Annotated in this window: 14 protein-coding genes and 1 other RNA gene; 8 read left to right on the forward strand and 7 right to left on the reverse strand. The window is 45.6% G+C overall.

From position 1 onward, the window contains the following. The first annotated feature begins 3 nt into the window (after positions 1–3). From ACN6MV_RS00925 to ssrA, 8 genes are all read left to right on the forward strand, one after another. Positions 4–1185 (forward strand): phosphoglycerate kinase, encoded by a 1182-nt coding sequence (locus ACN6MV_RS00925; protein WP_042123322.1) that lies wholly within the window; start codon positions 4–6, stop codon positions 1183–1185. A gap of 27 nt (positions 1186–1212) precedes the next feature. Continuing rightward, positions 1213–1965, forward strand: coding sequence for a triose-phosphate isomerase (gene tpiA, locus ACN6MV_RS00930; RefSeq protein ID WP_042123325.1), 753 nt, complete (start codon positions 1213–1215; stop codon positions 1963–1965). A 1-nt stretch (position 1966) separates the two neighbouring features. Then, entirely contained in the window at positions 1967–3511 is a 1545-nt protein-coding gene (gpmI, locus tag ACN6MV_RS00935) for a 2,3-bisphosphoglycerate-independent phosphoglycerate mutase (RefSeq protein WP_042123328.1), read from the forward strand. A gap of 68 nt (positions 3512–3579) precedes the next feature. Further along, positions 3580–4866 carry a phosphopyruvate hydratase gene (gene eno / locus ACN6MV_RS00940; protein WP_042123330.1) on the forward strand — a complete coding sequence of 429 codons (1287 nt, stop codon included), beginning with the start codon at positions 3580–3582 and terminating at the stop codon, positions 4864–4866. Between the two features lie 228 nt (positions 4867–5094). Further along, a complete protein-coding gene (secG, locus tag ACN6MV_RS00945) occupies positions 5095–5328 on the forward strand; it encodes a preprotein translocase subunit SecG (RefSeq protein ID WP_042123332.1) in 234 nt (77 codons plus the stop codon). Positions 5329–5672: 344 nt separating this feature from the next. Further along, complete coding sequence (gene rnr / locus ACN6MV_RS00950; protein ID WP_419886705.1) at positions 5673–8555, forward strand: ribonuclease R; 2883 nt, start codon at positions 5673–5675, stop codon at positions 8553–8555. 738 nt (positions 8556–9293) lie between these two features. Beyond that, complete coding sequence (gene smpB, locus ACN6MV_RS00955) at positions 9294–9773, forward strand: SsrA-binding protein SmpB (protein WP_042123338.1); 480 nt, start codon at positions 9294–9296, stop codon at positions 9771–9773. 198 nt (positions 9774–9971) lie between these two features. Then, positions 9972–10336, forward strand: a transfer-messenger RNA (tmRNA) gene (gene ssrA, locus ACN6MV_RS00960). Here the strand turns inward: ssrA and ACN6MV_RS00965 are convergent. The 7 genes from ACN6MV_RS00965 to ACN6MV_RS00995 all read right to left on the reverse strand — a co-directional run bounded on the left by ACN6MV_RS00965 (position 10297) and on the right by ACN6MV_RS00995 (position 16239). Beyond that, the gene (locus ACN6MV_RS00965) at positions 10297–11853 is read right to left on the reverse strand and encodes a recombinase family protein (protein ID WP_341429662.1); all 1557 of its coding nucleotides are present in this window, start codon (positions 11851–11853) and stop codon (positions 10297–10299) included. The genes ssrA and ACN6MV_RS00965 overlap by 40 nt on opposite strands. 90 nt (positions 11854–11943) lie before the next feature. Then, a complete protein-coding gene (locus tag ACN6MV_RS00970; protein WP_341429663.1) occupies positions 11944–12105 on the reverse strand; it encodes a hypothetical protein in 162 nt (53 codons plus the stop codon). Positions 12106–12148: 43 nt separating this feature from the next. Further along, positions 12149–12616: a JAB domain-containing protein gene (locus tag ACN6MV_RS00975; protein WP_341429664.1), complete on the reverse strand. Its 468-nt coding sequence runs from the start codon at positions 12614–12616 to the stop codon at positions 12149–12151. Next, positions 12613–13014: a hypothetical protein gene (locus tag ACN6MV_RS00980; RefSeq protein ID WP_341429665.1), complete on the reverse strand. Its 402-nt coding sequence runs from the start codon at positions 13012–13014 to the stop codon at positions 12613–12615. Before ACN6MV_RS00980 ends, ACN6MV_RS00975 begins: the two co-directional genes overlap by 4 nt. 453 nt (positions 13015–13467) lie before the next feature. Beyond that, positions 13468–13674: a hypothetical protein gene (locus tag ACN6MV_RS00985; RefSeq protein WP_419885528.1), complete on the reverse strand. Its 207-nt coding sequence runs from the start codon at positions 13672–13674 to the stop codon at positions 13468–13470. A 193-nt stretch (positions 13675–13867) separates the two neighbouring features. After that, entirely contained in the window at positions 13868–15730 is a 1863-nt protein-coding gene (locus ACN6MV_RS00990) for a phage/plasmid primase, P4 family (protein ID WP_341429666.1), read from the reverse strand. Then, on the reverse strand, positions 15694–16239 hold the full coding sequence (locus ACN6MV_RS00995; RefSeq protein WP_419885529.1) for a bifunctional DNA primase/polymerase: 546 nt from the start codon (positions 16237–16239) through the stop codon (positions 15694–15696). The genes ACN6MV_RS00990 and ACN6MV_RS00995 overlap by 37 nt, the downstream gene beginning before the upstream one ends. Between the last annotated feature and the right edge of the window lie 8 nt (positions 16240–16247).

Here is a 16247-nt window from a genome sequence, read left to right on the forward strand (position 1 = left end):
ATCATGAACAAAAAGAGCGTCCGTGATGTAGAAGTAAAGGGTAAACGCGTATTTGTACGCGTGGATTTCAACGTACCTGTAGAAGACGGTAAGATTACTGATGATACTCGTATTCGCGAAACACTTCCAACCATTAAATATTTGATCGAGAACGGTGCAAAGATTATTCTCGCAAGTCACATGGGCCGTCCTAAAGGCCAATTCGTAGATTCCATGCGTTTGACTACTGCTGCTGAACGTCTGTCCGAGCTTCTCGGCAAACCAGTAGCTAAAGCTGATGAAGCTGTTGGCGATGCTGTAAAAGCAAAAATTGCTGAGCTAGGCGAAGGCGACGTACTTGTACTTGAGAACGTTCGTTTCTACCCAGGCGAAGAAAAGAACGATCCTGAATTGGCTAAACAATTTGCTGAATTGGCTGATTTGTTCGTCAATGATGCGTTTGGTGCGGCTCACCGTGCACATGCATCGACAGAAGGTATCGCTCATTTCCTACCAGCTGTATCCGGTCTTTTGATGGAGAAAGAATTGACCGTTCTTGGTAAAGCTCTTACTAACCCAGAACGTCCTTTCACTGCGATCATCGGTGGTTCGAAAGTTAAAGACAAGATTGATGTTATTGATAACTTGTTGTCTTTGGCTGATAACGTTCTGATCGGCGGTGGATTGTCTTATACATTCACTAAAGCTCAAGGCTTCGAAATTGGTAAGTCACTTGTAGACAACGACAAACTTGACGTTGCTCTTGGATTCATCGAAAAAGCTAAAGCACTTGGCAAAAACTTCATGCTTCCTGTTGATGTTGTTGTTGCTGATAAATTCGGTGCTGATGCTAACACTAAGATCGTTAATTACAATGAAATCCCAGAAGGTTGGGAAGGACTTGATATCGGACCTAAGACTCGTGAACTTTATGCCGATATTATCAAAAACTCCAAGCTGGTTGTCTGGAATGGACCTATGGGCGTATTCGAAATCGATAAATTCGCTGAAGGTACACTTGCAGTAGCAAAAGCTTGTGCAACAACTGAAGGTTACACTGTTATTGGCGGCGGAGATTCCGCAGCAGCAGCAGAAAAATTCCACCTGGCTGACCAAATGGATCACATCTCCACTGGTGGCGGTGCATCCCTTGAGTTCATGGAAGGCAAGGCGCTTCCTGGCGTAGAAGCACTGAACGACAAGTAAGACGTATAGAAGGAGGCAATTTAATTCATGAGAACACCAATTATTGCGGGTAACTGGAAGATGTTCAAAACAGTTCCTGAAGCAGAAAGCTTTATTGCTGACATCAAAGGCAAAGCAGAAGTAGAAGGCGTTGAGACTGTAATCTGCGCTCCATTTACTAACCTGCCTGCACTTGTAGCAGCTGCAAAAGGTACAGACATCAAGATTGGCGCACAGAACCTGCACTTTGAAGATAACGGTGCTTACACAGGAGAAATCAGTGGTGTAATGCTTAGCGATCTTGGCGTAGACTATGTAATCATTGGTCACTCAGAGCGTCGTGCTTATTTTGGCGAAACAGATGAAATCGTGAATAAGAAAATGCATGCTGCATTCCGTCACGGTATCACTCCAATCGTATGTGTTGGCGAAAAGCTTGAAGAGCGTGAAGCTGATCAAACGAAAGCTGTATGTAAAGTACAAACTGAAGCTGCATTCCAAGGCCTTAGTGCTGAGCAAGCAGCAAAAGTTGTCATTGCATACGAACCTATCTGGGCTATTGGCACAGGTAAATCTTCCACTTCCCAAGATGCTAACGAAGTTATTGCGTACATCCGCAGTCTTGTAAAAGATCTGTATGATGTTGCAACAGCTGAAGCTGTTCGTATTCAATACGGCGGCAGCGTGAAGCCTGAGAATGTAACTGAGTACATGGGCCAAAGCGACATCGATGGTGCGCTTGTTGGCGGTGCCAGCTTGCAGCCTGCTTCCTTCGTTCAATTGGTTGAGGGGGCGAAGTAAGATGTCAGCTCCAAGACCTGTAGCTTTGATCATCATGGATGGTTTCGGTTTGCGTGGAACATCTGAAGGTAATGCCGTTGCTCAAGCTAACAAACCTAACTATGACCGTTACTTGAAACAATATCCTAATACTACCCTTACTGCTTGTGGTGAAGCTGTTGGTCTTCCAGAAGGCCAAATGGGCAACTCTGAAGTAGGGCACTTAAATATTGGTGCAGGACGGATTGTATACCAGGATTTGACTCGTATTGATAAATCGATCCGTGAGGGCGAATTCTTCGATAATGAAACACTGGTAGCCGCAGTTAGAAATGCTAAGAACACAGGTAAAAAGCTTCATCTTTACGCGCTTGTATCCGACGGAGGGGTACATAGCCACATTAACCACCTGTTTGCTATGCTTGACCTGGCTAAGAAAGAAGATATGCACGAAGTGTATATCCATGCTTTCATGGATGGCCGTGATGTACCTCCAGATAGTGGTAAGAAGTTTGTCCAAGATCTGGTGGCTAAGATTGAAGAAGTTGGAGTAGGTACAATTGCAACGGTATCCGGACGTTATTACGCCATGGACCGTGACAAACGTTGGGATCGTGTAGAAAAAGCCTATCGTGCTATGGTTTATGGCGAAGGCCCTAAATACACGGATGCTCTGCAAGCTATCACTGCTTCTTATTCAAATTCCGTGTTCGACGAATTCGTTGAACCTAGCGTGATTGTAGACAGTGAAGGCAAGCCGGTAACGGCAGTAGAGAGCGGCGATTCCGTCGTGTTCCTCAACTTCCGCCCTGACCGTGCTATTCAGTTGTCACAAGTGTTCACGAATCAAGATTTCCGCGGTTTCGACCGGGGTCCGTTGTTCCCACAAGACTTGCACTTCGTATGCCTGACTACTTTCAGCGAAACGGTACAAGGTTATGTAGCCTATTCACCGAAGAACCTGGATAACACATTGGGTGAAGTACTTGTGCAACACAACAAGAAGCAACTGCGCATCGCGGAAACTGAGAAGTATCCGCACGTAACGTTCTTCTTCAGTGGTGGACGTGATGAGGAACTTCCAGGAGAAACTCGTATCTTGATCAACTCTCCTAAAGTAGCAACCTATGATCTTCAACCTGAGATGAGTGCTTACGAAGTGGCTGCAGCCTGCGTAGCAGAAATCGAAGCGGAAAGACAGGATGCTATTATCCTTAACTTTGCAAACCCTGATATGGTTGGACACTCCGGTATGCTGGAGCCAACAATCAAGGCTGTAGAGGTAACGGATGAGTGTGTAGGTAAAGTAGTGGACGCAGTAGTTGCCAAGGGTGGCGTTGCGATCATTATCGCCGATCACGGTAATGCAGACATGGTATTTGATGAGAACGGTCGTCCGTTCACAGCTCATACCACTAACCCGGTTCCGTTCATCCTTACGGATGAAAATGTTGTATTGCGCGATCGCGGTATCCTTGCTGATGTAGCACCAACCATTCTGGATCTGATGGGAATTCCGCAACCTGCGGAAATGACTGGTCAATCCATGATCGCTAGTCGCAAATAAGGAAACAATACCTGAGATTAAGCTTCAACAATTAAAACCAAAACATTGTTTAAAGGAGATTAACTAAAATGACTATTATTTCTGATGTTTATGCTCGCGAAGTCCTTGACTCCCGTGGTAACCCTACTGTAGAGGTTGACGTTTATCTTGAATCCGGTGCTAAAGGCCGCGCTATCGTTCCTTCCGGCGCTTCCACTGGCGCTCATGAAGCTGTAGAGCTTCGTGATGGCGACAAATCCCGTTACATGGGTAAAGGCGTTCTGAAAGCTGTTGAGAACGTAAATGAAATCATCGCTCCAGAAGTTATCGGTATGGACGCTCTTGACCAAGTGGGCATCGACAAATTGATGATCACTTTGGACGGAACTCATAACAAAGGTAAATTGGGCGCTAACGCGATCCTAGCTGTATCCATGGCCGTAGCTCGCGCAGCTGCAGCAGCTTTGGATATTCCTTTGTACGTATACCTGGGCGGATTCAACGCTAAGACTCTTCCAGTACCAATGATGAACATCATCAATGGTGGTGAGCATGCGGACAACAACATCGATGTTCAAGAGTTCATGGTTCTTCCTGTAGGAGCTCCAAGCTTTAAAGAAGCTCTTCGTACAGGTGCTGAAATCTTCCACAACTTGAAATCCGTACTTCAATCCAAAGGCCTGAACACAGCTGTAGGTGACGAAGGTGGTTTCGCACCGAACCTTGGTTCGAATGAAGAAGCAATCACTACAATTATCGAAGCTATCGAAAAAGCTGGTTACAAACCAGGTGTTGACGTATTCTTGGGTATGGACGTTGCTTCCACTGAGTTCTACAAAGACGGTAAATACACCCTTGCTGGCGAAGGTAAATCTTACACTTCCGCTGAGTATGTTGACCTTCTTGCTTCATGGGTTGAAAAATATCCTATCATCACAATCGAAGACGGTATGTCCGAAGACGACTGGGATGGTTGGAAATTGCTTACTGAAAAATTGGGAGACAAAGTTCAATTGGTTGGTGACGACTTGTTCGTTACAAACACTGAGCGTCTTGCAACAGGTATCGAAAAAGGTATCGGTAACTCCATCTTGGTTAAGGTTAACCAAATTGGTACATTGACTGAAACTTTCGATGCTATCGAAATGGCTAAACGTGCTGGTTACACAGCAGTTATCTCTCACCGTTCCGGTGAATCCGAAGATAGCACAATCGCTGACATCGCTGTTGCGACTAATGCTGGTCAAATCAAAACTGGTGCTCCTTCCCGTACAGACCGTGTTGCTAAATACAACCAATTGCTTCGCATCGAAGACGAGTTGGGTGAATTGGCTCAATACAACGGCCTGAAATCCTTCTACAACCTTAAAAGATAATCTGCTTTTATAGCAGAGTACGAAGACCCGCCTTTATGGCGGGTCTTTTTTGTACTCAAAGAGACGCAGACGCTATGTAATTCCTTATCTTACAAGAAAAGCTACGACTTAACAGTCTAGGCGGTTGTATTACCGACAACGCTATGATAAAATAAGAATACTGTTTATGTATCGTGATAACCTCAATTACCATAGATAGTGATGCTTAGGCGTAGGAGGTGGAAGTGAATGGATATCTTTTTGAAAGTTGTGCTCCTGATTTTTTCCGTCGGTCTTATTGCGGTCGTTCTTCTGCAAAAGGGGAAAAGCGCGGGTCTTTCCGGTGCCATCTCCGGCGGTGCTGAGCATCTCTTTGGTAAAACAAAAGCTCGTGGTATGGAACTCGTACTACAACGTGTAACTGTTGGACTTGCTGCAGGATTCTTCATTATGGCGATTCTAGCTGCTGTTTTCATTGACTAAAGTACCTACAGTAAGCCCTCGCTCTGTTCTGAATGGAATGGAGCGAAGGCTTTTTTGTTATAATTAAAAGGGGATAAGCACCTGTAGGTGCTTTTCTTTGCATAAAGAATGAATAAGATTCGGTACAGTAGAGCCCTAATAAATAGACTATCTTCTTCGTTGTGACTGAAATTTTGTACTGCGTTTACCTTTGGATGACAGTAACAGGGATGCGCAGGATTGATTTCGTGTATACTAGGGTATGAAGTAGGTAAAGGTAAATTTTACTTGGCATTACTACAGAGCAGGACAAGACATACATATTTGCCAGCGGCTTGGAGCCGCGGAGGGCTGGGGTGACGAACATGATAACACAAGAAATATTACTCGATTTCATGCGGGAAACTGCATATAAACCAATGACTTATGAAGAGCTGGTGAGCCATTTTGCTCTAGAAGATAGCACAGGGTTTAAAAAGTTCGAGGAACTACTAATTGAATTAGAGCAGGACGGAAGAATTGTATTAACTCGTAATGCACGTTATGGCGTGCCGGAACGAATGGATTTACTGCGAGGCCGGTTACAGGCTCATGCGAAAGGCTTCGCTTTTTTGATCCCGGATGATCGTGATCATCCTGACGTGTACATCCATGCGAATGATCTAAAGGGAGCTATGAATGGCGATATCGTTTTGATCCGTATTACCTCTAAAAGTCCGTCCGGCGGACGTATGGAAGGTGAAGTTGAACGTATTGTAAAACGTGGCGTATTGCAAACGGTCGGCGTATTTCAAAATCTAGAGACCTATGGTTTTGTGCTGCCTGATGATAAACGGATTAACCGTGATATTTTTATTCCTAAGCAATCCTTCATGGGGGCGGTAGACGGGCAAAAGGTCGTTGTGCGCATCGTGAATTATCCAGAAGGGCGATCAGCAGCAGAAGGTGAAATTATTGAGATTCTCGGACATAAGGATGATCCGGGAGTCGATATTCTATCTATCATCCGTAAGCATCAGCTACCAGAGGCATTTCCGGCTGAAGTGATGTACGAAGCGGACAATGCTCCGGATTCAATCACAGAAGAGGAAATTGCTGAGCAGGGACGGCGCGACTTGCGCGGACTAAACATTGTCACGATTGATGGCGAAGATGCTAAGGACTTGGATGATGCCGTTAATGTTCAGCGATTGGAGAACGGGAATTACAAGCTAGGCGTGCATATTGCGGATGTAGGTTATTACGTGCGTGAGAGCTCTGAACTTGATAAAGAAGCGTACGATCGGGGCTGTAGCGTGTATTTGGTGGATCGGGTTATTCCGATGCTTCCTCACCGTTTGTCTAACGGGATTTGTAGCTTGAACCCACAGGTTGACCGCTTAACGATGTCCTGCGAGATGGAATTTAACGAACACATGAAGGTTGTGAAGCACGATGTCTTTACCAGTGTGATTCGCACCAAAGAAAGAATGACTTATTCTAATGTTCGTAAAATTTTGGAGGATGAAGATCCAGAATTGCTGGAGCGTTATAGTCCATTAATCGATGATTTCCGTCTCATGAAAGAACTGGCGATGAAGCTGCGCGATGCGCGGATGCGGCGGGGCGCGGTTGATTTTGATTTCGAAGAGAGCAAAATCATTGTGGATGAGAACGGCAAGGCTGTAGATATTGTGAAGCGTGAGCGTTCTGTAGCGGAGCAGATTATCGAGGAATTCATGCTCGCAGCGAATGAAACGGTCGCTGAGCATTTCCACTGGCTGAAGGTTCCGTTCCTTTACCGGATTCACGAAGATCCAGACCCAGAGAAGCTGCAGAATTTTATGGCTTTTGCGGCTAATTTCGGATATCACGTGAAGGGACGCGGCAATTCGGTTCATCCACGTGCTTTGCAGGATTTGTTAGAGCAAATTCAAGGAACTAAAGAACAGACCGTTATTAGCACAATGATGCTGCGTTCCATGAAGCAGGCGAAATATGATGCAGAGAGCACAGGCCATTTCGGACTCGCTGCAGAATACTATTCTCACTTTACTTCTCCAATTCGCCGGTACCCCGATCTGGTTATTCACCGCGTAATGCGTGAAGTGATTGAGAATGGAGGGGCGCTGAGCCAGAAACGACATGATTATTTGGCCGGCCGGATGCCTGACATTGCTCAGCAGTCCTCGGAACGTGAGCGTGTGGCGGTAGAGGCTGAACGTGATACAGAGCAGCTGAAGAAAGCTGAATACATGCAAGATAAAGTAGGCGAGGAATTCGAGGCTATGGTCAGCAGTGTGACCAGCTTCGGAATGTTCATCGAGCTGGACAACACCGTCGAAGGACTCATTCGTCTCAGTGCAATGAGCGACGATTATTATCACTTCGACGAGGCGCATATGGCGCTCATTGGCGAGCGCACATCACGGGTGTTCCGTATTGGCGACGAGGTGAAGATTCGAGTCGCCAAGGTAAATATGGATGACCACACGATCGATTTCGAGTTGGTCGACATGAAACCACGCGCGCCAGGTGAGCATCGCGGCGGTGGTTTTGGAGGCGGCCGCAGTGGCAAAGGCGGCCGTCCAGGTAGCGGCGGCTTCAAGGCGCCAGCCGGGGGTAAAGGCGGCGCGGGCAGTAAGAGCCGCGGCGGTAAAGGCAAGCCCGGCGCTGCTGTAGGCGCGGGCAAGGGCAAGCCGGGCGCAGGTGTGCGCGCCGGCGAAGGGCCGCGCGAAGCGGCCGGTGTTGGTGCACCGGGCGGACGCGGAAAGCGGAAGCGCGGGCGTGATGCCGGCGAGGATGCGAGCCGGGTAGTTACAGCGCCGGGCGGAAGCACCGGCGCAGAGCGCGGGGGCGAAGCCGGCGGCAACGCAGGCGCACCGCGTGAGCGCAGCGGCGGTCGAGGCCGCGGTGGGGACAACGGCGGTGCCGGTGGTGGACGCGGCATCAGCTTCGGCTTTGGCTCCGGCAAAGGCGGATACGGCGCTCCTGCGTCCGAGTCTTCCGGCGGCGAAGTTCGCGGCCTGGATGGCAACACGAAGTTCCGCAGCCGCGAGGACCGCGGCGGTAACTTTGGCGGTGGAGAAGGTCGTAACGGCGCTCCAACAGGTAAAGGTCGCCGGAAAAAGAAGAACAAAAGCGGTGTGTTCATCGGTCAGTCCGTGACACCGGGCAACGTTCAGACGTCTGAACAAGCCACTTCTAAACGTAGTGACACTACGGGCAGCACTCCAGACGGAGCTCCTCGTAAGAGAAAGAAGAAATAAATAACGTTATGGGCTACGTTTCGTAGCTCTATGACGCAAGACTAAGCACCGCCCCTTTGCTGGGGGCGGTGCTTTTTTAATTGTTTTCTGCAGCTCGGTTCAAGTGTGAAATTATCGTTTCTGAACGAGAATATTGGTTGCCACAAGTTTGTTGAGTAATAGTCAGAAGAAGCTTTGTACTAACGTCGTTTTTGCAACTATGACACTTGGATTGGAGCAAAGTAACTAGTGTTATCACGATGCTTATTTTTAATTGCATAGTGTGCAGTTAAAATTCTGGCGTTTCAGTAAATAATGAGGTTAATTGCACTTTGTACATCTAAATTGGATCAGTACCTTCAAAACGGCATGACTTCGAGTTTTTAACTGCAGAAAGTACAACTAAACAACCATCAAGCGTCTAAATATATTAAATAGAGGTATAAAGTGCATTTATGTAGCTTAGTTAGCTTTAGTGTTCGAGGGAGAGAGTGAAAAAAAGGGTATGAGTTAATTGGGATGTGTGAATATAGAAACATAAACATCTTTTTTATAAACAAATGTAATTAAAGTTAATTAATGGGTAAACTTGCTGACAACTAGTTGTCAAAATGACTGAGAAAGGATTACCTGATCCTTCCTTGCGCACAATCGATTCCATTTGTTACAATATAGATCAGACGTTCGATAACTATGTCGTTTAAGATTAGTGAGACATGGTTACTTTAACTTATGAATATGATTCAAGGAGTGATTCTCATGGGTAAAAAAGCAGACGGGAAAGTACTTGCCCAGAACAAAAAAGCTTCCCATGATTATTTTATCGAGGATACTTATGAAGCTGGCTTGGTGCTGACAGGTACAGAGATCAAGTCGCTGCGTAATGGCCGCGCTAATATTGGAGATGCTTTTGCTACGATCCGTAACGGTGAGATTCACATTCACAACATGCATATCAGCCCTTTTGAACAAGGTAATCGTGCTAACCCTACTGACCCGACGCGTACTCGTAAATTGCTGATGCATAAAGAGCAAATTCATAAACTGTTGGGCTTGTCCAAGCGAGATGGATTTACGATTGTGCCACTTAAGGTTTATGTGCGAAATGGTTATGCGAAGCTGTTGATTGGTCTTGGTAAAGGTAAGAAAGAGTACGATAAGCGTGACTCTGCTGCTAAGCGTGATGCTCAGCGTGATATCCAGCGTGTATTGCGTGAGAAGCAAAAGATCGCCAGATAATCTAGGAAGAATGAACGATTCAAATGAGTACCAGTTTCCACCTTCAATTCCTTTAACCCACGTGTTAAAGTATTGATAAATGTGATATACTGAGTAAGTAAGATTATTGCTTCGTTACAGACTTCTTGAAGAAGAAGCTGTGGATTGGATCTCTCTTGCTTGGAGGATCCGCTTGATCCGAAGCGCCCTTTATAATGAGGGGCCGTTCTTGGATTCGACGGGGGTAGTTCGAGCATGAGTAGCGAGTAGTGGGGACGCGTCCGCTTCATCAACGCTAAAGCCTATTAAACGGCAAACAACAAAACAACTACGCTTTCGCAGCCTAAGAAACTGCGCGCGTGCTTCTACCCTGCATCGCCCATGTGACAGGGATAGGGGCTAACAAGTAGTGGGATACGCCGTCTGGTCTCCGCCTGGGGTCAACGGAAGAAGATAATCAGGCTGACCCAACGTATAGCCGGTTACGGGGCGATACTCGGGTGACATCAAAACTGTGACTACACTCGTAGAAGCTTATGTGCCGTTATCTTCGGACAGGGGTTCGACTCCCCTCGGCTCCATATGCCAAATCCACAACTTGGAGTTTAAAGATTACCTCTACATGCTCTTTGTAGACGATTACCTTTTCTACGTAACTGCCAATGAACTTTTTGATTTCAGGAAGATCATGGTTTGTAACGTGGACTCCAAACTTAGAAAGCAGTTGTCGCAGAGTATCCTCTGTGATGGCTGCTTTTTCTGTTATCGCCTTAGCTTCGAGCAGCTTTTGCCCAAGCTGTAGTTTCTGCTGCTCCAATTCCTCAAGCTTACTAGACAAAGCAATATTGAAAGTGCCGCTAGCAATGGCATTAACTATATTTGTAATCTGACGATCAATACCCTCTAGGCTCTTAGCTAGGCGTTCTCGCTCACCTTTTACGTTTGATTGCTTGGAGTTATGGTGGTCATTCAGTTGCTTGGCAAGCAGCGGAATGGCCTCATCATTAAATATTTTCTCCTGCAATTGAGCGATAACGTAGTTTTCAATGTATTCTCGGCGCAGCTCAGGGTTATTACATTCTTTCGTCCGATCACGATTGCCACAGCGGTAGGTAACGTATTTGAGCTTATTTCTTCCGCTGAACTTTGTATTACCCATCATAGAATACGGAGTGCCAACATTTTTCAGGCATTCACCACAGACAATTAGGCCGCTTAGTAGGTAAACTTCTTTAGCCTTATACGCTCCAGGCTGACGTTTGTTGCTGTCCATCTTTTCTTGAACCTGCTGGAAGACTTCCTTCGAGATGAGCGCTGGCATGCCACCTTCCACCCGAATGACATCGGCATTATCTTTTTTACGGTTGCCGTTCCGCTTGCCTTGCACATCCTTCCCGTCCGTCAAATTGTAGATGTAGGTTCCGGTGTACTTCTCGTTACGGAGAATAGTACCTAAAGTCCCCTTACTGATAGGCTTACCATATCGTGATTTGTAGTCCTTATCTGCCAGTTCCCGAATGATTTGGTTATAACCATAGCCTGCGAGAAACATCGAGAAAACTGTATCCACGATTCCGCGTTCGTCATTGTTGATAATGTATTGTCTGGTGACGGGATCAACCGAGTAGCCGATTGGCGGCAATCCTCCTGTATGCTTGCATTGATAGGCGGTTTCTTTCATGCCCTTCATTACTTCCCGCGCAAGGTTCTTAGAGTAATATTCTGCCATACCTTCGAGCAAAGATTCTAGAATGATACTCTCTGGGGAGTCATCCAGATTTTCCGTTACGCTAATCAAGCGTACGCCATTCATTTTTAAAGTTCGTTTATATTTGGCGCTATCATATTTGTCGCGGCTGAAGCGGTCCAGTTTGTGGATGATGAGTACATCGAACAACCCTTTTCCGCTGTCTTCGATCATCCGCAGAAAGCCAGGACGCTTGTCAGAAGTTGCTGTCTTTGCTCGATCTTCGTATTCTACTACAATTTTATAGCCGTTTGACTTACAGAAATGTTCGGCTGCTCGTTTTTGTGCATCAATGGATTCATCTCTCTGGTTATCACTTGAAAATCGTCCATAAAAGGCAGCTCTTAAAGTCATAGGAATTCCCCTCTCTAAACGTGCAAGGTCGGTAAAGGATCGGCCCCTCACAAGAGGAGCCACAGTAAGAATGATATAAACGATTATTGCTCAAGACGTTTTTTTGAGAATAGCATCCAGCAGTTCAACGGCAGGCTGATAGTATCGTTCAGGTGTTTCCCTTACCTGTTCTGCAGACTGCATGGAACTAGAATCGGGTTCAGTGCAGGATTGCTTGAGTTTTTTTCGAGAAATGATGGTGAAGTATAACATGATCGGAATCCTCCTTGTTGTTAGCGTTTCTAATGGTGGATGATTACATTAATCCGCGTTCCTTCATGCTGACGAAAGAATTGTCGCCTAGGATGACGTGATCCAGTAAGTCTACTCCAAGCAGACAGCCACTGTCCCTCAATCGCTCTGTGATTTCAACGTCCTCAAGACTAGGCTCTGGCTGGCCAGAGGGATGATTGTGGCATGCAATAATAGATGCTGAATTTGCAAGTATAGCCAGCTTAAATGTCTCTCTCGGATGAACAATAGATGCGTTTAGTGAACCACAGGATACCTGATGAATAGCCGTTGGCTCATTTTTCGTATTGAGGCAAAGAATACAAAACGATTCTCGGTCACAATCACCAATGAATTGGCGGAATAAGTCAGCCGCGTCAAGAGGCGAACGAATCACGCGATTGGAATAGAGTAATGATGTTTTTTCCCGTACCATTCGCAGAGAAATAACCTCAATACGCTTAGCTGGAGGTTCTTTGTCTTTGCCCTTCATTGGTCTTCAACCTCCCCAGGAATCGCTTGATCAGCAAGCCATTCCTCAAGTTTAGTATTCTGAGTGCCCTTTACGGAAAAGACAGTCGTAAAGCTTTCATTGTCATACATGAGCAGAATTCGATAATACTGTACTTCTGGGAGCTCATGGAGTTCCACATACTCCACATGGAGAAAGGGGTACGTGAGTTCTAAGGTTTTTAGGCTGGATAGAGGTTCATGATGTTCCAGAAAGGCAATGGTATACCCTATAGTGTTTAGCCCAAAGTCAGTGTCGTTCTCGCCGGAATTCAGCAACTTGCATAGCTGGAAAAGCTCGTGTGAAACGGCAGTGGTCAGCGTCAGGGGGAGCTTTTCATGCAAATGAACTATGTCAGACGTGCAAAAAATAGTAAGCAATATGTTCGCCTCCGAATAGATAATGTAGTACGTCCTTGTTACTCCAGGTGTACTTCATGGTAATAATATCTATTCATAAGGGTTTTTGAATCGGATTGATATGACGAATGGAGGCGCCCTCCGGGACGCCTACTTGTAAACAAATTTTTCGATAGATGAGTCCTATCTGACTTATCCATTGATGGGTCGGTTGGGGCGTTATCTCAACCTTTTTTTGTAGTTATTCGGCAGGGGGGAAGGGTTTTCTTTCATATTTCTTAAAAGTAACGCCCCAAGCGACCCGAAGGATAGGAAAACGTTATATTGTATAGAAACTAGACGGGGCATTTACCGGAACATAACGCCCCTAGACCGCCCCTTTCGATTAGTTCTTAGGGCATTTCTAGAAAGGATTGATACACTTGATGTGACCTACCTCTTTCATTAAGAAGAAAATGAACTTCCACATGATTTCTAATTATTGTGATTCATTCCTTCTTCCGAATTTAGACCAAGGTCTTCTGCTCGAAATATGCCTACGATCTTACCAGTGCTATTCTCACAGACCACGCAATCTAGTCCACGTAACTTCTTAAGGGATTGTGTTGGATCGCCTGATCTCCAGGGTGATGGAGAAAATGTTCGAAGTAGAGCACTGACTTGCTGTCCCTTTAACTTCATAGTTTGTATATCCCCTGTCTCACGCATGCGTAAGTATATGCTGACTACCACCATCCAGCGAGAGAGATGAGAAAAACGTAGAGATAGGTAGTTGGCTTCAATAATAACACGAGTGATAGTTGCTATATGAAATGAAATGCTTTGGTTATAATGAGGTTCCTTGTTTGTCTGAATTGTCATATTCATGTTCCTTTCAGCAGATTTCGTCAATACTGTCCACTTCAGTGTTATGAGAAATAGGAAAGGTTCGCTCAACGGGTTTGAGTCTTACTCCGGATGTATACCGCCCCTTGTTGGTTTTACCGATACTATAGGGGATTTTCAAATTTTGTAGTGTTGAGCGCACTTCATCAGCGATTTCAGTATTTGATTTCTTAGTAGCTTTACCGTTTTCCTCACACCAAGCCCGGAAGCAATCGCTTAGGGCCTTGTTAAGGATTCGATCTTGTGAGTCCCCAGCCTCAATGTGTTCTTCAACAAATTCAGAGATGGGGTTCAACTTCTGGATATATCCTTTCAGCACGGTCTCTGCTGCACTTGATACTGTGAACTGAAATTTCCTCTTGCGGAGACGTTTGAGACCTCCTAAGGCAAAGTTGAAGATTCCGGGTAGTTCCAGAACTAGCTTATCAATCAAGTTTACATCTGCATTAGGACCACTGAATGTTTGCATGAAAGGTAGTATTAGAAGCCTCCTACGAAAGCCCTCACTATTGTCTCGCGTGTAAGGTAAGTTATTTAGGCCCATGACCAGCTTGCAGAAAGGCTCAAAAGTAAATCCCTGCTGGTGCTTACGTTCAGCTCGAATTGAATCACCTGCGACGATGGACTTGAATTGCTCAGTATTTAAGCCCTTAAAACCCATTTCGTTCTCAGTACTTAGTAGTAACAACTTGTCTACAATCTCTGAACGTGTGAAAGATTTATCAAGATCAGCAAGGGTGAGTGAGCAGGTATTCTGCTTCCCTACGAGTAGTTCAAGTATCTTTGCAAGTACACTCTTACCGTTGGCTCCTCTGCCGTAAAGTATAAATGCCTTCTGTGCCTTAACTTCAGTCGTCATGCAGTAACCAAACATCTGCGCTACGATATGCACTAACTGGCGATCACCGTTAAATACTTGCATTAGGAAACGGAGAAAACCAGGGCATTTAGCCTTTGGATCATAGGAAATCGGGATTCGAACGGTTGAAAAGTATTTGCGATCGTGATCGAGTAGTTTATAAGTTTTCAAATCCAGCATACCGTTCTCAAGGTTCAGGAATCTCCGATTGCTATCCATTTGTTCAACGCGTTGAGCCTCCAGCTTTAACGCTTCTATATACTTTTCTTCTACGCTCGGGGACCAAAAAGCGGGCGCGTATCCATTTACGATGTTTCTCATCTTACGTCGAAGGTTGTTATTGTCCAAGAAAGACCATATTCCATGTCCGTAGTGATAAAAACGGTCCCCAGAAAGATACACGAGGTCTAAACAATCGTTAACCACATGCTGAACGAAAGTGTTTGGATTAAGCCGGATGGGACGTCCAGTATCTTTGTCGAGTGTGAATCCAATTGTGACTAAGTCCGGTTTGCTTTGCCCTTTCTTTGAGTTCGCTAAGAGAAAATAGCCTGGACTGTTGGTGATGGTACCTTTCTTATTAAACTTTATCCTCTTATTAAAGCATTTAGAGATTTGTTGCTTATCGCAGCCTAAGGTCTTGCAACGAATCATTCCTTTAGGAGGGTTAGAGATAAGTAAGTTGATGCGCTCTTCGCTGCGCTTATCATGCTTGATAGAGGCTTCTGAGAAATATTTAGCTGTCTCAGTGTGTCCAGCCTTAATGAGCATGGAGATAACGTCATACCAACCAGGTTCTGGCAACCCTTCATTCTGCTGAATTTCCCAAGCTTCTTGGAAGATGGGACATTTTCCGCAAAGATGATCTAACACTTGCACCGACTTGGAGATGGGGTTCCTTTTTTTTGAGGATGCTTGTGGTTGCTGATTTTCGGATAACCAGACAGGTATTTGAGCTAGTTCAGTAATGATTGGTTCGGTGCTTTGATCCATGTGTATATACCTCCGTTAGCGTGTTTGGAAGGCGGTAGTACAGTGTAGGTACCTTCTCCAAGAAAGGCAAGCTCTGAATGTCGGCTGTTTGGATCTGGATCAGAGATAGAGAACCTCTTGTAGATCTGATTGGATGGAGTGGAAAAAAGGTAACGCATTCCACCACCTGGTGTAGAGAACTGCCAAGTTTCGGGAATATCACCGTTGCTGATGTGTAGCAGCTCCTTGTGGCCAAAAGGGCCATCAATATCAATTGCTACAATTCCACTAGGACTACCTAACACTAGACCAATGTTGGAGGTAGGCCAGCGACGGAACCAATCATCAATTTGTTGCTTATCTGGAACCCCGTTATTCGGCCAGTTGGTGATAAGCGGTTGCTTTCCAGGAGATCGGCAAGTAGCCCTATGGTTGGGAGTCATTCCCGAATGGTCGCCTGAGCATACCGGAATAATGTTTAGTGAGAGCGCAGCATATTGATATGCAGCAAGTAAAATGTCAGTTTTCATTTTTCCTC

This window comes from Paenibacillus sp. B-A-8, assembly GCF_048572915.1.
In the GTDB taxonomy this organism is placed as follows: domain Bacteria; phylum Bacillota; class Bacilli; order Paenibacillales; family Paenibacillaceae; genus Paenibacillus_AQ.